The following is a 21,281-nucleotide window of genomic DNA, read 5'->3' as shown; positions in this document are numbered from 1 at the left end:
CTCAAACCGGGATGGAAATAAAAGTTATTAAAATCAATACAATGTGAAAATACAATGAGCATAAGCGTGTAACGTAGGTCTACTGTCTCATACAACAAACCCACCAATAATTCAAGACGTCCTCCACGGGGCGCTTACGTTCGATTGAGGAGGGAATGACCGACGCGGCGGGCGTGGGTCATGTCGTATTACCGCCATTTCCTGAGCAATAAAAAACCGTCCGCGCGCGATGAACCGACATTTGATGTTGCTATAAAAATAACAAGAAACGCCCCTTAGTAATTATCCATATCAACAATTAATCAAGAAACCGCTAAGATATTTTATCTCTTCCGCACAGCGTATAACCACCATGAATAACGATGAAAAACATCAATCCATCATCTATTACGGCTGTATTATGTCAAAAATTTCCATGCTGATAACGCTACTAATGATTATCATTAACATCTTAAGCTGGTATATACCCGACATTATGCTTAATACCTATGAACTGAGTCTATTTGTGACCCAGAGAGTTATTACCAACCCGGTAATAATACTTACGAACATCGGACAAATGACGTTAGGCATGATAGTCACGACCCTCCCATTACTGTCGCTAGCCTTCGGTATGTGCGCCCTTCACCGGTTATTTAATATTTACCGCCTAGGGCATTATTTTTCCCTGAGCGCAGCGCGGCAGCTCAATCTCGACGCCGTCGGTTTTTTTCTTTGGGCGGTAGCGGACATAGTGTGCGAACCCGCTTTGACATATTTCATAACGTTGCCGTTGCCCAAAGCCAAACGCATCATCTCACATAGTTTTTCGGTCGGACATGGCGTAGCGCTGCTGCTCTCGTCCGCGCTAACGGTTATCGCCCAGATTCTACGGCACGCCTGCTGCCATAATAACGAACGGCGTAACGTCGATTAAGATATTGGGGTAATCAATTAACCTATTCCGTCACCGGGGAATAATGTCGCGGTGCCTTGTAACGGGAAACGTTAACCTTATTATTGGCAGATCATAGGGCGATAATAGACGCGCGATGGTGGGTGTGAACGCCGCTCGTCTGGCTAAAGCGTCCCACTAATGGACGCGGCGATGAGTTTAGAGACGCTTTAATTGTTTACGCCATTTCATTAACGTACAGCGCCCTTGTGTTTTAGCTCGCGGGTAAGATACCCTTTCCATACTCTAGCCATTAAGCGCCGAATAATGAATCGCCACGCCGGTATCGGGACATATTCCCTCTCACCGCGGTAGCAATCCGCCAAAATGCGTTTTTCCTGTTACATATGTTTAGAATTTACTAAACCAAGTAAAGCTGGGTCAAATTTCAGCTTTTAAGACATTTCGTTATTTAATACCGCCAACGCGTATCCCATATTAGTCAGTAACAGGCAGTACCCGGCAGTCGTTTAATGAGGAAGCTATGATGAAAAAGACCACCCTTGCACTGGTTATGACGATTTTCGCGGCCAGCAGTTGTTTCTCCGCGTTTTCCTGGGCCGACGGCCCACACGGACAGCCATCTCAGCAGCAGTGGCAACAGGGCCATGGCGGGCAGGGCGGTCCAGGTGGACACGGCGGTGAACATGCCGGCGGCCCGGGTGGCGGCCGCGGCCATGAGGGTGGCCCGCACGGGGGCCCGGGCAGACCCGGCGGCGAACGGGATCATTTTGCCTGGAACGGCCATGATTTCCGCCGTGGCCATCCCGCTCCCGAGCATTTTCGCGGCGATGATTTCCGCGTTTACGATTGGCATGCGCGCGGCCTACAGGCGCCACCTCAGGGAGAACATTGGGCTTACATCGACGGCAATTATGTGCTGATCGCCGCCGCTACGGGGATCATTACATCAATCATAATGAGCACGATGTTGCCTCATTAAGCGTCTCCCGCCGGTGGCGTTGCGCGCCGCCTGCGGTCTGCGGGCCCGTTTGCCGCCCGCTACCCCGGCTGGCGCTCTTGCGTCCCGCAGCCCCAATCATTAACCTGTAAATTATCTACCCCCTTAATTTTCGCCGACGTCGGCGCAGTACCGACAGAGCCCGGCGGAAAATCAGCAGGCAAAGCGGATGAAAATCATCATTATCGGCGCCGGCATGATCGGCGCGTCACTGGCGTTTGAAACCGTCAATCTCGGTGCCAGAGTGACCGTCCTTGACGCCGGCGAACGGGTCAGCGGCACCTCCGGCACGTCTTTCGCCTGGGTCAACGCCCACGGTAAACCGCCGTGCGACTATCAGCAATTAAATAACGCCGGCATTGACGCGCATCAGGCGCTCCAGGCGCGCTTTCCCCACCGCCGCTGGCTGCACTTGACCGGCAGCGCAGAATTCCGTCATCCGCACGACGCGGCCGCGCTGGCGGCACAGGCGCGGCAATTGAGGGCGTGGGGGTATCCCGTCCGTTGGCTGGACAAAGGGGCCTTACTGGTGCGGGAACCGGCGCTGGCGCGCGACGCCGTGCCGGCCACGCCGATATTGTGGTGTGAACGAGAGGGTTGGCTGGATACGCGGCTGTATATCAATACCCTGCTGGATGAAGTTATCGCTGGCGGCGGTAGCGTATCCACCGCCACTGCCGTCGCCGGCATCATCCGTAAAAACAATCGTGTCACCGGGGTCACCTTGGCCAACGGCCGGGCGCTTAACGCCGATCTGGTGGTGAACTGTTGCGGCCGCTGGGCCGATAGCCAGCCTTTCCAGCCGGATCTCGCTCTGCCGCAGGCCCCCACCGCGGGCCTGCTGGTGCGGGTGCCATCCGCCGCAGCACCGGTCCGCCACGTTCTTATCACCCCGACATTCGATGTCCGCCCCGACGGTCCGGGCCACAGTCTGATCTGCCCTAACGACTTAGAGGTATCCTGGGCATTGACCGAATCTCCCGCCGCGCGGGATCAAGCGGCAGCCGAGCTATTGCGGGAAGCAGCCCGGCTGTTACCTGGATTACGCGGTCTTACGGATTATCAGGTCACCACCGGCATTCGCGCACTGCCGAAGGATGGCTTGCCCGCGGTCGGTCCGGTACCGGGGTTAACGGGCTATTACTTTCTGGTCACCCATAGCGGCGTGACGCTGGCGGCGCTGCTGGCGACATTGGCGGCGCGGGAGATGATGACAGGCCAGACGGCGTCGGTATTAGCCCCCTTCCGCCCCGACCGTCTTCTCAGCTAGCGGCCAACACCGCGCCGTGGATATCGCATGGGTGGCGCTAACACGCCGCTAATTGCGCCTTAACCTTCACGGTTTGGCACCGTTGACGGCGGGCTTAATCACGCGGGCCATTGCCGCGATAACGTCCTTGATGCCGTGGGCCTGCCAGAAAGAGACTAATGCCTGCAACGGCGGAACGTTGCCGGCAAGATGCGCCGGCGGCCAAAGCGTAATCCGATGCCCTGGCACCTCGGGTAGCGGCGGCAACCAGCGCTGCACGCAATGCAGCGGATTCATATTGTCCGCTGTAACAGCAGATACTCCCGCTCGCCGCCCGTCGTTTCGCCCTGGCTGGCGACGCACCATAGCGGCTTAGGGTTTTTTCAGCCACGTCCGCCGGATTAAATGTCACCGCCATCGAACCGGTCGCCACAGCGGCGATGGCGGCAAGCGAACCGCCGAGAGAATGGCCGGTGAAAAGCACTTTGTCGCCAAAACAGTGTCTGGCCTGCCGCGCCAGCGCCACCGACGCTTGATACTGCGCATCCCGGTAGCCCAGCGACGCCCGTAGATTGGTCAGCCAATCGTTGAAACCATTGGTGCCGGCAAAGGCCAGCACCACCTGCCTGCCGTTGCCAGAAATTGGCCTGAAAGCCTGAACGTTTGTCGCGCAGCATCGCCTTATCGAGACCGTATCGGCGCAAATCGTGCGGGGTAAAGCGGCGAAAGGCGCCCGGCGGTAGGGCGGAATGTTTAGCATAAACATCGCCGGCTATCTGCGCTAACAGGTAATCACCCTCCTGCGGCAGGACGCCGCAGGTGATATACTCCTCACCGCCGCGCCCATGTTGCATCGCCGGCGCTGACCTGATTTGCCGCGGTAGCGGCCGTGGCTGGCGCGCGCTCAGCGGCCGTGAGGCGCGCCGCCAGGGCAGACGTTGCCTGATGCCTCGCGGCGTAAGAACGTGCCCAGGACACCGCACCGGGCCCCGATGGGAAAACTCGTTGTAACATGCTTACCTCCTATCGCCATGTCGCTGTTCTTACTGGCAATTTAAGCGATGGCGCTAGGCCGAAATTGCAGGAAATGTTCATGGCGCCCCCCCTTTTGCGCGATATTACAAGGGTGATTGCCGGCAGGTTGAGCATCCCCTAGCCATAAAGACGTTTACCGGCGCAATTTGCCGTGCGCTTTAAGAAAGGAGATAGAGAGTTAAATAGAGCCGTTATTTATTTCTGCAATAGCTACAGGCTTAAACATATATTTCTCTGCTTACTCACCCGGTAGTGAAAACCGCAAATACCATAATTAACCCATTTATAAACCAGTAAATTTTCTCTGAACAATCCAGCAGGAAAATTAATACTGCTGTCAGAGCACATTGATAACTTCCGGCTAGCTTAACAAGATGACGGCGGACAAGGGTAATCGATCGGCTTGATAACCTCAATTTATTCAATCTCTTATGGAGACTATTAAATATGCCCACTCTACACAAACCTGCGGTTTATTTGCCGGAATACATCATTAGCCAGCAAGACACGATTAATTTAGCCAGGACAAACTTTAAAGACAATCCGAATTTAGAAAAATAGATCGAATTGATTATTAATACCGGTGTTATGAAAAGACATATTATACAGCCCATCGAGCTCGCCACGCTGCATCCTGGATTCGGCTATCGGAATACGGTATTTGAATATGAGTCAAAACGCTTGGTACCCGGCGTGGTTGAAGAAGCACTAAACAATGCTTCCGTCAGCGCCAGCCAAATCGCCGCGATTATCTATGTCTCCTGCTCGGGTTTTTTGATGCCGTCGCTGACCGCCTGGCTTATTAACCATATGGGACTACCGGATAACACTATGCAATTGCCTATCGCCCAATTAGGCTGTGCCGCCGGCGGCGGCGCCATCAACCGGGCACATGATTATGTTTTGGCACATCCCGGCAGTAACGTACTGATTATTAGCTGTGAGTTTTGCTCCCTGAGCTATCAGCCCACCGATGGCGATGTCGGCAGCCTGCTCTCCGACGGGCTATTCGGCGATGCCATCAGCGCAGCGGTCGTCACCGCTGAACCCGGAGCTGGGCTCTCGCTGGAGCTCAACGTCAGTTATCTGATCCCCGACACCGATGAATGGATCCGCTATCAGGTTAAAGATACCGGTTTTCATTTCCGTCTGGACAAGCGCGTACCGGGTACCATGAAACCGCTGGCGCCCGTGATGCGTCAGATGACCTGCGAGCACGGCTGGGATATAGAAAACCTGGCCTATTACATCATCCACGCCGGCGGCCCGCGTATTCTCGACGATCTCGCCAAGTATCTTCGGGTCGATTTGCAGCAATTTTCTTTCAGCCGTGACACGCTGGTCAATTGCGGCAATATCGCCAGTTCGGTGGTGTTCGAGGCCTATCGCCGCATGCATGAAAAAGGCATTTTCACCCGCGGCGGCAAGGCGATTATCGCCGGCTTCGGCCCCGGCATTACCGCCGAAATGAGTTTGTCGCAGTAGAACTAATGGGCAAATAACGGCAACGCGTCGCTTACTCCTTTCGGGCGCACGGCGACGGGCGACGCATGCCGATATGGTGAATGCCATCTTCATCGTAAATGTCCGTCACCGCCGCAAATCCCAGAGCGCGGTAAAAAGCCTGCAAATGCGCCTGGGCGGAGAGGGTTACCGGTTTCTCCAGCCATCGCGCGGCGCCTGACGCCAGCGCCTGATGCATTAGCCGTGCCCACAGGCCCAGGCCACGCGCCCGGGGTGCAATGACCACCCGTCCGATACTCACCGCGTCTCGCTGCACCAGCAAACGGGCGCACGCCACCAGTCCTGCCTCGTCAAAGCCGGCAATATGACGATTGTCGCCCTGCATATCCAGGCCATCCATATCCGCGTACAGACACTGTTGTTCGAGTACGAATACCGCGCTGCGCAAAGACAGCAACTGATAAAGTACCGGCGCGCTCACCTCGCTATGGTGCCAGTCGCACCTGTTTACCGTCATGATGTCCCCTTCTATCTGGTTAATGACCTATTGTCTCCGCGACCGCCCGGCGCCGCGCGTGCGGCTATAACCTATACTTATAAGGGCATTATGCCTGAGACATCGTTATAAATGGGGTAAAAATGAAACAGAAAAATAGCACGATCGGGATTGCGCCTTATGGCGGCTCCGCCGGCGGATGGGGCGCATTAAAAGCGGTGGCCGACGCCATTCGTGGCCAAATGTCGGTGAACCAGGATATTATTGCCCTGTTTAAAGTTAACCAATCACAGGGATTCGACTGCCCCGGCTGTGCGTGGCCGGATCCGCTGCATACCTCGTCTTTTGAATTTTGCGAAAACGGCGCCAAAGCGGTCAGTTGGGAAGCCACAGGCAAGCGGGCCACGCCGGACTTTTTCGCCGCCCATACCGTAAGCGAACTTTGGCAGCACCATGATTTCGATTTGGAAGGGGAAGGGCGGCTGACCCAGCCGATGAAATACGATGCCGCCACGGATACTTATCGGCCTGTCGAATGGGACGTAGCTTTTTGCGAAATAGGCGCGGCGCTGCGGCGTTACACGGACCCTAATTGTGTGGAGTTTTACACGTCCGGACGCACATCCAACGAGGCGGCATTCCTTTATCAGCTGTTTTCCCGCGAATACGGCACCAATAATTTTCCATATTATTCCAATGTGTGCCATGAACCCACCAGCATGGGTTTGCCGGCATCCATCGGCGTGGGTAAAGGCACCGTAACCCTTGAGGATTTCGAGCATTGCGATCTGGTCATGTGCATCGGCCATAATCCCGGTACTAATCATCCGCGCATGCTAGCCACCCTGCGCGAGGTGGCCAAACGCGGCGCCACCATCGTGGCGTTTAATCCCCTGCAGGAGCGGGGGCTTGAACGGTTCACGTCCCCCCAAAGCCCGATAGAAATGCTCACGCTCAGCGCCACCGAACTTTCGAACCACACTGCGGGCGGCAGTGTCGAACCGGCATTCCGGTCGTCACGCACATAGACCCATAGCCGGCCGGTTTTAGGCTTGCCTTTGCCCGGTTGCAGCACGTCCACCGGCGTGTCGTCGACGTGGACTTTACCCGTCGACATCACATAGTCGCATACCGCGTCGGCCAACGGCGCCAGCAGGCCCGGTCCAACGATGCCGCGCTCGATGGGCCGCTGGGTGCAGACATTAGCCAGGCGGATTTGACGGACCTGATCGCGCTGTTAATTGACTGCGTGGAAGGGGGCGCGTCGGTCGGTTTTATGTTGCCGCTTCCCGAGGCGCGCGCCGAGGAGTTCTGGCGCCGGAAAACGGCGTTGGCGGCCAGCGGCGACCACGGTCTGTTGGTGGCGCGTGATGCCGGCGGAAAGATTATCGGCACGGTGCAGATGGTACTGGCACCGCTGGATAATCAGCCGCACCGCGGCGACATTATCAAACTGCTGGTACACCGCGGGGCGCGTCGCTTGGGCGTGGGCGAGGCATTGATGCGGGCGGCGCAGGCAGGCAAGACGCTGCTGGTGCTGGATACCGCCACCGGCAGCGCCGCTGAACGACTTTATACGCGCCTTGGCTGGCGGCGCGCGGGCGTCATTCCCGATTACGCGCTGTATCCCGACGGCCGTTTGACAGCGACCACCGTCTATTATTTACAGCTGAAGTAATCATTGCGCCTCGCGCCGGCAGCGACCGGCATCGTGCACTGTGTTCACGGCGCTGGCGCCGACCGATGGCGCGCTCTACGCTACGTCGGCTACCGGAGACCAGCGCCAACCCGTCGGCGACACGTTTCACTCGCCCGTTGAACCGCCTAGCAACGGGCGTAGCGTGAGGCGTGGCCGAGGGGGGAGGGGCGCCGCCCGCCTCTGGGCCCGATACAGCAACGGCACTCGTCCCTTTTTGCCCTTAGGTCGCTTTTCGCGCTAAACGGGTCGTAAACCGGATGGTTTCCGTAGCGCACTGTGCAAAGATAGAGCCAACGTTTGTATCGTCAGGAGCGGTGTGCCATGCGGATAATCGAAACGGTCTGGATCCCCCTCTCGGACGGTTGCCGTCTGGCCGCCCGCCTGTGGTTACCGGACGAAAATTTGCCGGTGCCCGCCATTCTGGAGTATTTACCCTACCGCCGCCGCGCCCGGCACCGCGGAGATGATGCCGTGCTGCATCCCGGTCTGGCCGGCTGCGGCTATGCCGCCATACGCGTCGACATGCGCGGCGCCGGCGACTCCGACGGGCTGATGAACGACGAATATACGCCGCAGGAGTGGCGCGACGCCTGTGAAGTCATCGCCTGGATTGCCGCGCAGGGCTGGTGCAGCGGCAGCGTAGGGTTGATAGGCATCTCCTGGAGCGGTTTTAACGCGCTGCAAATCGCCGCCCTGCGGCCGCCGGCGCTCAAAGCGATAGTCACCGCCTGCTCCACCGACGACCGCTACGCCGACGATATGCATTATATGGGCGGCGCCCTGCTCAACGACAATCTGCAATATGGCGCCACCCTGTTTACCTGGACGCCGACGCCGCCGGATCCTGCCATCGTTGGCGACCGCTGGAAAGCAATGTAGCTGGCGCGGCTCAATGCAATGGATCTGCCGCCCGCAGCACGCTGGATGCAGCATCCCCAACGGGACGACTACTGGTGCAGCGGTTCGGTATGCGAGGATTACGGCCGCATTACCGTGCCGGTGCTGGCGGTCGGCGGTTGGGCCGAGGGCTATACCAACACCGTACTGCGCCTGCTGGAGAACCTGCGCGGCCCGCGCAAAGGGCTGATCGGCCCGTGGGGGCACTTTTCCCCACATTGCCACGCCGGGGCCGCGCATCGATTTTATCGGCTATGTCCAGCGCTGGTTCGATCAGTGGCTAAAAGGGCGAGAGATCGGCATTATGGCCGAATCGATGCTGACCTATTGGCAACAACGGCCGGAGCCGCCCCGCGCCCGATATGCGCAGCGTCAGGGTCATTGGGCGGCGGAACGCTGCTGGCCCTCCGCCGACGTCCGGGCGCGCACGTTGCATCTGGCGCCCGGTCGGCTGCAGGACACGCCGGCGCAATTTACCGCAACCCTGAGTTCCCCCGCCACCACGGGACTGGCGTCAGGGGAGTGGTGCCCTTACGGCTGGGGACCGGATATGCCGGGGGACCAGCGCGAGGATGACGGCGGCTTCCTATGCTTTGATGGGCCTGCCGTGGAAACAGCGCTACAGCTTCTCGATCGGGCCGAGGTGCGGCTTGAGCTGTGCTCGGATAACCCCCTGGCGATGCTGGCAGTGCGCCTGAATGTCGTGGCGCCGGACGGCACAGCCATTCGCGTGAGCTATGGTTTATTGAATCTCGCGGCGCGCAACGGCTTTGATCGCGCAGAACCGCTGGTACCGGGACAATATTATGAGGTCAACGTCATGCTTAAAGCGGCGGTGTTTGTCCTGCCGGTGGGCTATCGCCTGCGCGTTGCGCTCTCCACCTGTTACTGGCCGCTGGCCGCGCCGCTGCCGGTACGTTCTGTCCTGACGGTGCAAAGCGGCAGCGTAATACTGCCGCTGCGCGATCCCGACGCCGCGACCTGCCCGCCGCCGGCGCTGGGGGACCCCTGGTCTCCGCCGCCGGTCCCGGCGCGGGTTCTGGTCGCGCCGGCCCGCGGCCGCCAACGGGTGATCCGGGATATGGAGGACGGCGAAACGACACTTGAGGTTGTGCGTAATCTTGGCGCAGTAGAATTGGCGGAGACCGGACTTCGCCTTGAGGCGCTGGGCCGCGAGATCTATCGCGTCAATGCTCACGAACCCCGCCAGCGCCCGTTCCGAAACCTGGCGCAGCGCCGGTTTTCATCACGGCGACTGGCTGGCCCGGCTGGAAATTCACAGCCTGCTTACCGCCGACGCACCGGCGGAGATCGCCGCCGTTCCCGACTGGCTGGACGGCGCGCTGGCCGCGGCGCCGAAGGCGGATTTGCTGCTATTGCCGGAACTGGCGCTGTGCTGTTATCAACACCAGGATGCCGTGCGGCGTATGTCGCTGCCGCAGTCGGGAAAAACGCTGCGCCGGTTAGCGGCGCTAGCGCGTGGACGTCGTCAGGCGCTGGCGTTTGGTTATGCGGAAAAATGCGGCGATGAGCGCTATAACGCCATGATGGCGATCGATGCACAGGGCAACGTTTGCGCCAACTACCGCAAAATCCACCTCTGGTCGGGTTATGAACAGGCCTTATTCCGTCCCGGCGACAGGCTAGTGGGCTTTCAATTACACGGCTTCCGTTTCGGGATGGCAATTTGCTATGACCTGGATTTCCCGGAGCTGGTCCGCGCCCAGGCGCTAGCCGGCATGGATTGTTTATTGTGTATCAGCGCGACCACCCACGGTTATGACGTGGTGCCGCGCCATGTGGTGCCGGCGCGGGCTTACGAAAATGGCTGTTATATCGCCATCGCCAACCGCGGCGACGGCGATGGCCCGTTCGCCTATATCGGCCAAAGCCGTATCGGCGGCCCGGACGGCGGCACACTGGCCAGCGCGCCGGTGGCGGGCGCGTTCACGCTCAGCGCCACGCTGGACCGTCAAAGTTTGGCGGGCTGACGCCGGCAGCATCCGTGGCCGGCCGACAGCCGGCACGCCCACTACCTGAACGGCGTCATGCCTGCGGATTAACTCCGCCGCTTGAAATAAGACCCGCGCCTCCCACGGCCTGAGTTAGCACCCGCCGTCAATCAACGACGGTCCACACCCGCCGGCGCAAGGCGCATCTCCCCTTCAGCCGAGTTTCGCCCGCCGCTCCTGGCGCATATCCGAGGGGAGCACGCCGAAGATGCGGCGAAACCAGCCGGCGAAATGGGAGGTGGAGCTAAAACCCACCGAGACGGCAATATCGATAATTGAACGGGCGGAATAGATCAGCATTTCGCGCGCCTGTTCCAGCCGCAGCTCCAGATAGTAACGCTGCGGTGTCTTGCCGAAATGACGGCCGAACAGGCACTCCAGTTGGCGCGTGCCCACCCCGACCTGCTGCGCTACCGCCAACAGAGAAAGCGGCTCCTCGAAAGTGGACTGCATCACCGCCATCACCGCGCTTAGCACCGGCGGCAACGGCGCCCGATGCTGGCGGTGGCCGCGTTGATCGTCCGCCGCGCTGCGGATCCGTTCATGGTGGAATTGGTTCGCCACCGCGGTGGCGCGATCGTCACCATAGCGTTCGGCAATCAGGTTAAGCATCATATCCATCGCCGCGGTGCCGCCGGAACAGGTTAAACGATGGCGGTCAATTTCGTAGATCTTGCGGGTACATTCGATATCCGGATAACTTTCCGCAAACGCGGCGCGGCTTTCCCAATGAATAGTGTAGCGGTGGCCGTTCAGCAGCCCGCATTTCGCCAGCAAAAACGTGCAGGTGGACAAGGAGCCGATAAACAGACCGGCGCGAGCCGCTTGGCGCATCGCACTTTGATAGCCCCGCTCGTATTGCGCCACCACCACCCGCTCCCCGCCGCAAATAAAGAGATAATGCGATTCTGCCAGCACCTGGTTAACGGGGCAGGTAGGAAACGGGATCCCGTTGGCGGCGGTGACCGGTTCGTCGTTGAGGCTAGCCAGATGCCAGCTAAAGACACATTGCTTAAATAAGCGGTTGTAAGACCAAAGCGGCTCAATTGCTGAGGCCAGGCTCATCATGGAAAAATCCTGACCCAGTAAAAACGTGAATACGGTGGGTTCAACGGATGGCATGGTCGTCAATCGCTTCTGGTAAAGAAAAACACCGCTGGGCCTGACGCGTCGGCGCGGGTCCGGTATGGCGCGAACGGCCGCGCTGCACCCGCTTACCTTGACTGTAACGTTTCTGCCAAGTCTCAGCTATCCCCCACGCTGCTTTCGTCGCGATGGTGGGAGGGAAAGCGATGGCACCATTCGCGGCTGAATACCGGCAGGTCGTTTTCCCATACCTGATAACGGGAGGTCAGCACCAGTCCTCCCGCCTGCCAAGCGAGATCGGTATCGCATTCCAGCCTGATATCCCAGCCGGGACGGGTGTAGCGCTGGACACGATGGGTCTCCATGCGCGCACTCTCCGCCAGCGCGCCGGTAATCAGATGATTGAGCGTTAACACCGACAATAACGTCACCAACAAGGTGATACCGATCTGTGTCGTCAATACCAGCCGGCGGCGATCGCAACGGTCGACAATCACGCCGGTAAACAGGCCGAAGAATAAAATCGGCCCCTGGCTGCAAAACGCCAGCATCCCCAACAATATCGGCGACGACACGCTCAACCGCCAAATAACCAGCAGAGGGCAATGGTATGCACCCAGTTGCCAATGACCGACAACAGCTGACCGCCGAAAAATCGGCGATAATCAGCGTGTCGCAAGGCGTTGCCTGAAGGGCGCAATCCCTTTTTAGGCAACAGGGAAAAACGGGCAGTAGTCAAGGAAACTCCCACAAACGGCCGCGCGCGGCATCACCCACAGAGGGAATGCCGGCCAGACAGGGTCCGGGCCGCGTCGCCCGGGCGGTATAACCGGCGTATTAGGCGCCGGTGACATCCCGGAACAGCGGCCATTGGCCATCGGGCGTCCAGGCGCCGTGAACGGTTTTCGGCGTCAGCCAGGCGTTGCTGCCGTGGTATAAAAAGACATAGGCGCCGGTTTCCTCCAACTGATCCTGTAATTTGATATACATAGCCGCCCGTTTCGCCTGATCCAGCTCTACCGCGGCCTCGGCGTTGAGCGCATCCCAATTTTGTCGCAGGTGTGCTGGGTGTTCCAGATGCCCACCTGATCGCAGGTAAACCAGGCGGTCACCCAGCTGGCGTCCGGCGCGGTGGTAAAGGTGGTGAGGCGCAGTTGTGAGTCCTTCCAGGCATCGCCTTCCGATTCCTGGCCCGCAGCGACAAATGCCGCCCCGTCCATTTGATTGATTTTCAAGTCGATACCCACCTCAGCCAGCTGCGCCTGAATGACTTGGGCCACCGTCCCGCCGTCGGTGGAGGTGGACAGGTCCAGCCTGAGCTGCAATCCTGAGACACCGGCCTTTTGCAACAGCGCTTTCGCCTGCGCCGGATCATAAGGATAGAGATTTTTGTTGCGCGCCCCGGCCCGGCCAGCGGCGGAGGCACCAGGCCATAGGCCGGTTTCACCGCGCCGCCGAAAGTGGCGTCCAGAATGGCGGGCACATCGATAGCCTGCTGAATGGCTCGACGCACCTGCAGGTCTTTCAGTTTAGGGTGATCCACATTCATCCCAAGCCAGGTGCAGGCCAGCGCCGGCCGAACGGTCAGCGTGTTATCGCCCGGATCGTCCCGGTATTTCCCGATAGCGCTGACATTGATTTTGGTCATGTCCAAATCGCCGGCTTCAAAAGCGATTTGAGCGGTATTCAAATCGCCGATCGGTACCAGCTGGATTTGATCGTACTCTCTGTGGCGGCCGTTCCACCTCTCGTTGCGTACCAGCTTCAGCCGTTCGCGCGGCTGCCAGTCGCCGATTTTATACGGCCCGGAACAGGCCGCGGGCGTGGTGCCGATTTTTTTATCTTTGGTGGCTTCCAGCGCTTTTTTACGTAAGCGCCCCGTGGAGGACGTCTTGAATTATTGGTGGGTTTGTTATATGGCCCGGTAAGAATATGTTCCACTACGATGCCTAGTGAACCCGCATCCTATAAGGGACGGCTGTCAGATCATGGATAATCCGGCGATGATAGTGTCCACTTAAATTTTAATGGACACTATCACAAACTTCAGAACCATTAATTTCATATCACTCAAACCGGGATGGAAATAAAAGTTATTAAAATCAATACAATGTGAAAATGCAATGAGCATAAGCGTRTAACGTAGGTTTACTGTCTCATATAACAAACCCACCAATAATTCAAGACGTCCTCCACGGGGCGCTTACTTTTTATGGGCGTCGACGAACTGGAAGTGGGCATGCGTTTCCTGGCGGAAACCGATCAGTGCCAGGTCCCGGTGAAAATCACCGAAATCGATGGCGATCATGTCGTGGTTGACGGCAACCCTATGCTGGCCGGCCAGAACCTGAACTTCCATGTGGACGTCATCGCCGTGCGTGAAGCGACCGAGGAAGAATTGGCGCACGGTCACGTTCATGGCGAACACGGCCATGATCATGGCCATGACCACGGCGACGGCTGCCACTAAGTGCGATCGGCGCGGGACCCCGTGCGGGCCCCGTCATGGGCGCCACCCGCTCAGTAATGGGGCGGGGGCGTTTCCTCGCTTTGCGAAGCGATAAGCGAGGTGTTCTGCGCGCGTAACTTATCCGACAGCAAGCGTAATTGCTCCTGCAGCCGGCTAATATCGCGCTGGTGGGCCACCACCGTCTGATTCAGTTCCTCAATCGTGATTTCCTGGAAAGCGACCCGCCCCTCCAATAATTCCAGACGTTGTTCCAGCTGCAATAGTTCCATCATTTTCCCCTCTCGATACCGATAAAGACCAATGAAACCGGCGTCGCACCGTTCCCATTTCGCGGTTGCCTCGCACGGGCAATCCCGGTAGATTCTACCTTGCTTTGCGCGGATCGCCTGTATAAAGGTCATCATTAGGCGGTGATATCAAACCGGGCCGCAATGAAAATGCATTATCAGGAAACTTCTTGTTGTAAAAAAAGTCCCAGAAAGCGTTAATCAACCGGCATAGCGATTGTGTTGTGTTTATGCTCACAGCTATAGTATTTGCCTGACTTTGCTATCGACCCCGGGACCGCTATCCTAGGAAAATGGAGATTTATGAAATCATTGATTAAAGTATCGCTGCTGGCCTCTACTATGGCATTTGCCCTTAATGCAAGCAGCGCTCTGGCCGCCGATGCGGCTCCCAGCGCCACCCCCCGCCGGCGACCGCCACACCCGCCAGCGCCACCTCGGACAAATTCAAAAGTAGCGAAGATCAGGCCGCCTATACGCTGGGCGCCTCCCTGGGGCCTTATATGGATAATTCGCTGAAAGAGCAGGAAAAACTCGGTATCAAGCTGGATAAAGATCAGCTGATTACCGGCGTACAGGACGCTTTCGCCAACAACAGCAAGCTGTCCGATCAAGAGATTGAAGACACGCTGCAGAGCTTTGAGGCGCGCGTGAAACAGGCCGACCAGACCAAAATGGAGCAGGAAGCCAAGGACAACGCCGCCAAGGGCGACAAATACCGCGCCGACTATGCCAAGCAGAAAGGCGTGAAGAAAACCGCCAACGGCGTGCTGTATAAAGTCGATAAAGCCGGCACCGGCAGCGATACCGTGGTAGTGAATTATAAAGGCACCCTGGTCGACGGGACGGAATTCGACAATTCCTACAACCGCGGCGAGCCGCTGTCCTTCCGCCTGGACGGCGTCATCCCCGGTTGGACCGAAGGGCTGAAGCACATCAAGAAAGGCGGAAAAATCCAGCTGGTCATTCCGCCGGAGCAGGCTTATGGCAAAACCGGCGTTCCCGGTATCCCGGCCAACTCCACGCTGGTGTTTGATGTCGAGCTGTTGGATATCAAACCGGCCGCCGGCGATGCCGAACAGGCTCCCGACGCTGGCGCGCAGCAAAAATAACGCTACCGTTATCGCCAACGGGTCGCCGCCCGTGAGCGTCGCGCAGGCCATCCCCCCCGGGGATGGCTTTTTTTTTTGGGCGCCTTGCCGGCTAGCGCTTCTTCCACCTATGGCCGCGGCGTGGGCGGAGATAGTATCCATGCGGAATAATAAAAAATCTCACCAAACACAAGGACAGCGTTTTACCGAATTTGCTAGACTAGCGGCCGGATAATAGAATTACAGCCAAATCTGCCCGATACTATCCCGGCAGATTCACAACCACGGGTGGTATTTCCACATGTCTACGTCTCTTCCACATTCTGATTCCGGCGAGCTGGATTTACTGGACGAACGTCCTTTCAGCGCCGTGGATCATGAAATTCTCGCCTCTTATGAGGCCGTCGTGGACGGCCTGGCGATGCTTATTGGCGGACATTGCGAGATTGTATTGCACTCCCTGGAGGACCTGAAATGTTCGGCCGTGCGTATCGCTAACGGCGAACATACCGGACGTAAAGTGGGTTCGCCGATTTCGGATCTCGCGCTGCACATGCTGCATGATATGGCCGGTGAGGACAGCAGCGTTTCCAGCTCCTACTTTACCCGGGCGAAAAACGGCGTCCTGATGAAATCCGTCACCATTGCTATCCGCAACCGCGAGCAGCGGGTGATAGGGCTTCTGTGCATTAATATGAATCTGGATGTGCCGTTCTCGCAGATTATGCAAACGTTCATCCCGCCGGAAACGCAGGACATCGCGACCTCGGTGAACTTTGCCTCCTCGGTGGACGATCTGGTGGCTCAGACGCTGGAGTTCACTATTGAGGAAGTCAACGCCGATCGCAACGTATCCAACAACGCCAAAAACCGGCAGATCGTGCTTAATCTGTACGAGAAAGGCATCTTTGACATCAAGGACGCCATCAACCAGGTCGCCGATAGGCTCAATATCTCCAAGCACACGGTGTATCTGTATATCCGTCAGTTCAAAAGCGGCGATTTTGTAGGACAGGAGCGGTGAGTTTGGATTACTGCCTGATGGTCACCGGACCGGCCTATGGCAACCAGCGCGCCAGCAGCGCGCTGCAGTTCGCCCAGGCGCTGCTGGCGTGCGGCCACCGTCTCGGCACCGTGTTTTTTTATCAAGAGGGTGTTGCCAATGCCAATCGTCTGAGCGCGCCCGCCGGTGATGAGGTGGATCTGGTGCGCGCCTGGCACGATCTGGCGCAACAGCATCGGGTGGCGCTGCATGTCTGCGCCGCCGCCGCCCTGCGCCGCGGCGTGACCGATGCCCTACAGGCGTCGCTGCTGAACCGCACCGGCGAAAACCTTCAGCCAGGCTTCGAGCTCAGCGGCCTGGGTACGTTGGCGCAGGCGGTGCTCGGCTGCGATCGCTTTATCCAGTTTTAAGGCCGCCATGAACCGCATCGCTTTTGTTTTCACCCACGGGCCGCACGGCGACGACGCCGGACGGGAAGGGCTTGACGCACTATTGGCCACTTCGGCGCTGGCCGAGGATATCGGCGTATTTTTCATCGCCGACGGCGTATTGCTGCTGTTGCCGCAGCAGCAGCCGGCGCAAATTCTGGCGCGGGACTTCGTCACCACTTTCGGTGTGCTATCGCTGTATGATGTCGACAGGCTCTATCTCTGCGCCGACTCGGCGGCGGAGCGCGGGCTGGATGCCGGCGCTGGCTGGGTGCTGGACGCCGAGTGGCTGCCGGCGGCGGATTGGCGCCAGCGTCTGGCCGACTACGATACTGTATTGACGTTTTAACGCCGGAGGGCGCCCATGCTGTATACCCTGAGCCGTTCTCCTTATGCCTGCGATCTGGCGGCGCTGCTGCGTACCGCGCTGCCCGGCGACGATCTGCTGCTGCTGTCCGATGGCGTTATCGCCGGTCTGCGCGGCTCGCCGGCTGCCCGCGCCCTGAGCGCCTCGCCTCTGGCGCTGCACGCGCTGGAAAACGACATCGCCGCCCGCGGATTGTCTGTTCATTTTTCGCCCAATATCGCAATAATCAGTTATAATGATTTCGTCAGGCTGACCGAAAAACAGCCGCAGCAGATGGCGTGGTAAGCCAGGGTGAGTTGTATATTTCTTGACACCTTTACCCGTCAGCCATAGAATTCTGCGTCCTCGTACTTTGCCCCGCGGCATCACGAGGCGATTTATTACGTGTTTACGAAGCAAAACCCAGGAGCTTTATTGAATGGCAACGATTAACCAGCTAGTACGCAAACCGCGCTCCATGAAGGTTGCGAAGAGCAACGTTCCGGCGCTGGACGCCTGCCCGCAGAAACGTGGCGTATGTACCCGCGTATATACCACCACCCCGAAAAAACCGAACTCCGCGCTGCGTAAAGTATGCCGTGTTCGTTTAACCAACGGGTTTGAAGTCACCTCCTACATCGGCGGTGAAGGTCATAACCTGCAGGAGCACTCCGTGATCCTTATCCGCGGCGGTCGAGTAAAAGACCTGCCGGGTGTGCGTTACCACACCGTTCGTGGCGCCCTTGACTGCTCCGGTGTTAAAGACCGCAAGCAGGGCCGCTCCAAGTACGGCGTGAAGAAGCCAAAGGCTTAATGGTTCTCCGTTAAGTAAGGCCAAACGTTTTATTAACTCTGTCAAAGAACTCATCGGGTTTTGGACAATCCTGAATTAACAACGGAGTATTTCCATGCCACGTCGTCGCGTCATTGGTCAACGTAAAATCCTGCCGGATCCGAAGTTCGGATCTGAGCTTTTGGCCAAATTTGTTAACATCCTGATGGTAGATGGCAAAAAATCTACCGCAGAAGCAATCGTCTATACCGCGCTGGAGATCCTGGCTCAGCGTTCGGGTAAAGGCCATCTGGAAGCTTTTGAAGTAGCCCTGGACAACGTGCGTCCGACTGTCGAAGTCAAATCGCGCCGCGTCGGGGGTTCTACTTATCAGGTGCCAGTAGAAGTTCGTCCGGTTCGCCGCAATGCCCTGGCAATGCGTTGGATCGTTGAAGCTGCTCGTAAACGCGGTGATAAATCTATGGCTCTGCGCTTGGCGAACGAACTTTCCGATGCAGCAGAAAACAAAGGTACTGCTGTGAAGAAACGTGAAGACGTTCACCGTATGGCAGATGCCAACAAGGCGTTCGCCCACTACCGCTGGTAATCGTACCGCAGTAGTCACGCTAACCTGGCGGACGCTCATGAGCTGCCCCTGCCGGGTTGGCTCGGAATGAACGCCCCAGTAATCGAGGATTCAAATGGCTCGTATAACACCCATCGCACGCTATCGTAACATCGGTATCAGTGCACACATCGACGCGGGTAAAACCACCACGACTGAACGTATTCTGTTCTACACGGGTGTGAACCACAAGATCGGTGAAGTTCATAATGGCGCAGCCACCATGGACTGGATGGCGCAGGAGCAGGAACGTGGTATCACCATCACGTCCGCCGCGACCACCTGTTTCTGGGCCGGCATGGCCAAACAGTTTGATTCGCACCGCATCAACATCATCGACACCCCGGGACACGTTGACTTCACCATCGAAGTAGAACGTTCCATGCGCGTGCTCGATGGCGCCGTCATGGTCTACTGTGCGGTAGGCGGCGTGCAGCCGCAGTCTGAAACCGTATGGCGTCAGGCTAACAAATATAAAGTGCCGCGTATCGCGTTCGTTAATAAAATGGACCGTATGGGCGCCAACTACCTGCGCGTGGTCGAGCAGCTGAAAACCCGTCTGGCCGCTAACCCGGTTCCGATTCAGCTGGCTATCGGCGCGGAAGAAAAATTCACCGGCGTCGTCGATCTGGTGAAAATGAAAGCCATCAACTGGAGCGAAGCGGACCAGGGCGTGACCTTCACTTATGAAGACATCCCTGCCGATTTGACCGAGCTGGCTGACAAGTGGCACCAGCACCTGGTGGAATCCGCAGCTGAAGCGTCTGAAGAGCTGATGGACAAATACCTGGGCGGCGAAGAGCTGACCGAAGAAGAGATCAAGACCGGTCTGCGCCAGCGCGTTCTGAACAACGAAATCATTCTGGTCACCTGTGGTTCCGCGTTCAAGAACAAAGGCGTGCAGGCGATGCTGGATGCGGTCATCGAGTACCTGCCGGCACCGACCGACGTTGCTGCCATTAACGGCGTACTTGACGACGGCGAAACCCACGCTGAGCGTCATTCCAGCGATGATGAGCCATTCTCGGCGCTGGCGTTCAAAATCGCCACCGACCCGTTCGTTGGCAACCTGACCTTCTTCCGCGTCTACTCCGGTGTCGTCAACTCTGGCGATACGGTGCTGAACTCGGTGAAGGACAAGCGCGAACGTTTCGGCCGTATCGTACAGATGCACGCCAACAAACGTGAAGAAATCAAGGAAGTGCGCGCCGGCGATATCGCCGCGGCCATCGGCCTGAAAGACGTGACCACCGGGGATACCCTGTGTGATCCGTCCGTGCCCATCATCCTTGAGCGGATGGAATTCCCGGAACCGGTTATCTCGGTCGCCGTGGAACCGAAAACCAAAGCCGATCAGGAAAAAATGGGTCTAGCTCTGGGCCGTCTGGCGCAGGAAGACCCGTCGTTCCGCGTCTGGACCGATGAAGAGTCCGGTCAGACCATCATCGCCGGTATGGGTGAGCTGCACCTTGAAATTCTCGTCGACCGTATGCGTCGCGAATTCAACGTAGAAGCCAACGTCGGTAAGCCGCAGGTGGCCTATCGCGAAACGATCCGCTCCACCGTCGAACAGGAAGGTAAATTTGTTCGTCAGTCCGGTGGTCGCGGTCAGTTCGGCCACGTATGGCTGCGTATTGAACCGATGGAACCGGGTGGCAAAGGCTACGAGTTCCTGAACGAAATCGTCGGCGGCGTGGTGCCTAAAGAATACGTTCCGGCGGTGGATAAAGGTGTTCAGGAACAGCTGAAGAGCGGTGTTCTGGCCGGCTACCCGATCGTAGACGTCCGCGTTGCCGCCTTCGATGGTTCTTACCACGAAGTCGACTCCTCGGAAATGGCGTTTAAGATCGTCGGTTCCATGGCGTTCAAAGAAGGCTTCATGAAGGCGAAACCGGTGCTGCTGGAGCCTATCATGAAGGTGGAAGTTGAAACGCCTGAAGACTACATGGGTGACGTGATTGGTGACTTGAACCGTCGTCGCGGTATGATTGACGGTATGGAAGACACCACGACCGGTAAAACCGTTCGTGCGCAGGTCCCCTTGTCTGAAATGTTCGGTTATGCTACTGATCTGCGTTCACAGACTCAGGGCCGTGCTTCTTACTCCATGGAGTTCCTGAAGTACAATGAAGCACCGAACAACGTTGCTCAGGCCATTATCGAAACCCGCAGAGCCAAGTAAGCTTTAAGGGTTACATTAATATCCCGTGCTCTCACCCGTTGGTGAGAGCATAAGAGTAAGGAATATAGCCGTGTCTAAAGAAAAGTTTCAACGCACCAAACCTCACGTTAACGTCGGTACTATCGGCCACGTTGACCATGGTAAAACGACCCTGACCGCCGCCATCACCACCGTTCTGGCCAAGGCCTACGGCGGCAGCGCGCGCGCCTTTGATCAGATCGACAACGCGCCGGAAGAAAAGGCC

21 protein-coding genes and 8 pseudogenes are annotated in these 21,281 nt (G+C 57.8%); 19 read left to right on the top strand and 10 right to left on the bottom strand.

Translation table 11 applies throughout. From position 1 onward, the window contains the following. The first annotated feature begins 352 nt into the window (after positions 1-352). The 3 genes from ACMX3H_RS05150 to ACMX3H_RS05140 all read left to right on the top strand — a co-directional run bounded on the left by ACMX3H_RS05150 (position 353) and on the right by ACMX3H_RS05140 (position 3,165). A complete protein-coding gene (locus ACMX3H_RS05150) occupies positions 353-916 on the top strand; it encodes a hypothetical protein (protein WP_415210048.1) in 564 nt (187 codons plus the stop codon). Between the two features lie 502 nt (positions 917-1,418). Next, entirely contained in the window at positions 1,419-1,877 is a 459-nt protein-coding gene (locus tag ACMX3H_RS05145) for an RcnB family protein (RefSeq protein WP_415210047.1), read from the top strand. 187 nt (positions 1,878-2,064) lie between these two features. Beyond that, entirely contained in the window at positions 2,065-3,165 is a 1,101-nt protein-coding gene (locus ACMX3H_RS05140) for an NAD(P)/FAD-dependent oxidoreductase (RefSeq protein ID WP_415210046.1), read from the top strand. A gap of 94 nt (positions 3,166-3,259) precedes the next feature. Here ACMX3H_RS05140 and ACMX3H_RS05135 read toward each other — a convergent pair whose 3' ends face one another. After that, a complete protein-coding gene (locus ACMX3H_RS05135; RefSeq protein WP_415210045.1) occupies positions 3,260-3,904 on the bottom strand; it encodes a hypothetical protein in 645 nt (214 codons plus the stop codon). An 863-nt stretch (positions 3,905-4,767) separates the two neighbouring features. On the opposite strand from ACMX3H_RS05135, the gene ACMX3H_RS05130 reads away from it, so the two are divergent. Further along, positions 4,768-5,664 (top strand): type III polyketide synthase, encoded by an 897-nt coding sequence (locus ACMX3H_RS05130; protein ID WP_415210044.1) that lies wholly within the window; start codon positions 4,768-4,770, stop codon positions 5,662-5,664. 31 nt (positions 5,665-5,695) lie between these two features. Here ACMX3H_RS05130 and ACMX3H_RS05125 read toward each other — a convergent pair whose 3' ends face one another. Continuing rightward, complete coding sequence (locus ACMX3H_RS05125; protein WP_415210043.1) at positions 5,696-6,160, bottom strand: GNAT family N-acetyltransferase; 465 nt, start codon at positions 6,158-6,160, stop codon at positions 5,696-5,698. 122 nt (positions 6,161-6,282) lie between these two features. Here ACMX3H_RS05125 and ACMX3H_RS05120 point away from each other — a divergent pair. Next, positions 6,283-7,116: pseudogene (locus ACMX3H_RS05120) on the top strand (molybdopterin-dependent oxidoreductase); the annotation flags it as partial. On the opposite strand, the pseudogene ACMX3H_RS05115 reads toward ACMX3H_RS05120, so the two are convergent. Next, positions 7,104-7,364: pseudogene (locus ACMX3H_RS05115) on the bottom strand (IS66 family transposase); the annotation flags it as partial. The pseudogenes ACMX3H_RS05120 and ACMX3H_RS05115 sit on opposite strands and share 13 nt — an antisense overlap. Before the next feature lie 51 nt (positions 7,365-7,415). On the opposite strand from ACMX3H_RS05115, the gene ACMX3H_RS05110 reads away from it, so the two are divergent. The 4 genes and pseudogenes from ACMX3H_RS05110 (at position 7,416) to ACMX3H_RS05095 (ending at position 10,726) form a co-directional block, all read left to right on the top strand. Further along, complete coding sequence (locus tag ACMX3H_RS05110; RefSeq protein ID WP_415210051.1) at positions 7,416-7,817, top strand: GNAT family N-acetyltransferase; 402 nt, start codon at positions 7,416-7,418, stop codon at positions 7,815-7,817. A 342-nt stretch (positions 7,818-8,159) separates the two neighbouring features. Next, positions 8,160-8,933 (top strand): annotated as a pseudogene (locus ACMX3H_RS05105) (CocE/NonD family hydrolase); the annotation flags it as partial. Between the two features lie 106 nt (positions 8,934-9,039). Then, a pseudogene (locus tag ACMX3H_RS05100) lies at positions 9,040-9,672 on the top strand (CocE/NonD family hydrolase C-terminal non-catalytic domain-containing protein); the annotation flags it as partial. 253 nt (positions 9,673-9,925) lie between these two features. Further along, complete coding sequence (locus ACMX3H_RS05095; RefSeq protein ID WP_415210042.1) at positions 9,926-10,726, top strand: nitrilase-related carbon-nitrogen hydrolase; 801 nt, start codon at positions 9,926-9,928, stop codon at positions 10,724-10,726. Between the two features lie 174 nt (positions 10,727-10,900). Here the strand turns inward: ACMX3H_RS05095 and ACMX3H_RS05090 are convergent, their stop codons facing one another. The 6 genes and pseudogenes from ACMX3H_RS05090 to ACMX3H_RS05065 all read right to left on the bottom strand — a co-directional run bounded on the left by ACMX3H_RS05090 (position 10,901) and on the right by ACMX3H_RS05065 (position 13,774). Then, positions 10,901-11,869 carry a GlxA family transcriptional regulator gene (locus ACMX3H_RS05090; RefSeq protein WP_415210041.1) on the bottom strand — a complete coding sequence of 323 codons (969 nt, stop codon included), beginning with the start codon at positions 11,867-11,869 and terminating at the stop codon, positions 10,901-10,903. 122 nt (positions 11,870-11,991) lie between these two features. After that, positions 11,992-12,408, bottom strand: coding sequence for a hypothetical protein (locus ACMX3H_RS05085; protein ID WP_415210040.1), 417 nt, complete (start codon positions 12,406-12,408; stop codon positions 11,992-11,994). A gap of 262 nt (positions 12,409-12,670) precedes the next feature. Then, the gene (locus ACMX3H_RS05080; protein WP_415210039.1) at positions 12,671-12,823 is read right to left on the bottom strand and encodes a hypothetical protein; all 153 of its coding nucleotides are present in this window, start codon (positions 12,821-12,823) and stop codon (positions 12,671-12,673) included. A 26-nt stretch (positions 12,824-12,849) separates the two neighbouring features. After that, positions 12,850-13,215: pseudogene (locus ACMX3H_RS05075) on the bottom strand (ABC transporter substrate-binding protein); the annotation flags it as partial. Positions 13,216-13,298: 83 nt separating this feature from the next. Beyond that, positions 13,299-13,628 (bottom strand): annotated as a pseudogene (locus ACMX3H_RS05070) (ABC transporter substrate-binding protein); the annotation flags it as partial. Further along, on the bottom strand, positions 13,598-13,774 hold the full coding sequence (locus ACMX3H_RS05065; RefSeq protein WP_415210038.1) for a hypothetical protein: 177 nt from the start codon (positions 13,772-13,774) through the stop codon (positions 13,598-13,600). The gene ACMX3H_RS05065 and the pseudogene ACMX3H_RS05070, both read right to left, overlap by 31 nt. A gap of 265 nt (positions 13,775-14,039) precedes the next feature. Between ACMX3H_RS05065 and ACMX3H_RS05060 the strand changes: the two are divergent. Then, positions 14,040-14,303 (top strand): annotated as a pseudogene (locus ACMX3H_RS05060) (peptidylprolyl isomerase); the annotation flags it as partial. 50 nt (positions 14,304-14,353) lie between these two features. On the opposite strand, the gene ACMX3H_RS05055 reads toward ACMX3H_RS05060, so the two are convergent. After that, entirely contained in the window at positions 14,354-14,572 is a 219-nt protein-coding gene (locus ACMX3H_RS05055) for a SlyX family protein (protein WP_415210050.1), read from the bottom strand. 321 nt (positions 14,573-14,893) lie between these two features. Here ACMX3H_RS05055 and fkpA point away from each other — a divergent pair. The 9 genes and pseudogenes from fkpA to ACMX3H_RS05010 form a co-directional block, all read left to right on the top strand. Next, positions 14,894-15,702, top strand: a pseudogene (fkpA, locus tag ACMX3H_RS05050) (FKBP-type peptidyl-prolyl cis-trans isomerase). A gap of 280 nt (positions 15,703-15,982) precedes the next feature. Then, positions 15,983-16,705 (top strand): helix-turn-helix transcriptional regulator, encoded by a 723-nt coding sequence (locus ACMX3H_RS05045; protein ID WP_415210037.1) that lies wholly within the window; start codon positions 15,983-15,985, stop codon positions 16,703-16,705. Then, positions 16,702-17,094, top strand: coding sequence for a sulfurtransferase complex subunit TusD (gene tusD / locus ACMX3H_RS05040; protein WP_415210036.1), 393 nt, complete (start codon positions 16,702-16,704; stop codon positions 17,092-17,094). Before ACMX3H_RS05045 ends, tusD begins: the two co-directional genes overlap by 4 nt. Positions 17,095-17,101: 7 nt before the next feature. Next, positions 17,102-17,461 carry a sulfurtransferase complex subunit TusC gene (tusC, locus tag ACMX3H_RS05035; protein WP_415210035.1) on the top strand — a complete coding sequence of 120 codons (360 nt, stop codon included), beginning with the start codon at positions 17,102-17,104 and terminating at the stop codon, positions 17,459-17,461. Between the two features lie 15 nt (positions 17,462-17,476). After that, positions 17,477-17,764, top strand: coding sequence for a sulfurtransferase complex subunit TusB (tusB, locus tag ACMX3H_RS05030; RefSeq protein ID WP_415210034.1), 288 nt, complete (start codon positions 17,477-17,479; stop codon positions 17,762-17,764). Positions 17,765-17,897: 133 nt separating this feature from the next. Continuing rightward, positions 17,898-18,272: a 30S ribosomal protein S12 gene (gene rpsL, locus ACMX3H_RS05025; protein WP_011412094.1), complete on the top strand. Its 375-nt coding sequence runs from the start codon at positions 17,898-17,900 to the stop codon at positions 18,270-18,272. Positions 18,273-18,366: 94 nt separating this feature from the next. Continuing rightward, a complete protein-coding gene (rpsG, locus tag ACMX3H_RS05020) occupies positions 18,367-18,837 on the top strand; it encodes a 30S ribosomal protein S7 (RefSeq protein ID WP_415210033.1) in 471 nt (156 codons plus the stop codon). 94 nt (positions 18,838-18,931) lie between these two features. Further along, entirely contained in the window at positions 18,932-21,037 is a 2,106-nt protein-coding gene (fusA, locus tag ACMX3H_RS05015) for an elongation factor G (RefSeq protein WP_415210032.1), read from the top strand. Positions 21,038-21,107: 70 nt separating this feature from the next. Next, positions 21,108-21,281 (top strand): GTP-binding protein (locus ACMX3H_RS05010; protein WP_415210049.1); only part of this gene is annotated, 174 nt, incomplete at its 3' end.

This window comes from Sodalis sp. (in: enterobacteria) (assembly GCF_047607725.1).
Classification (GTDB): Bacteria; Pseudomonadota; Gammaproteobacteria; order Enterobacterales; family Enterobacteriaceae; genus JBLKSS01.
The sequence above is the reverse complement of the archived record's forward strand: the minus strand, read 5'-3'. Positions and strand labels throughout refer to the sequence as shown.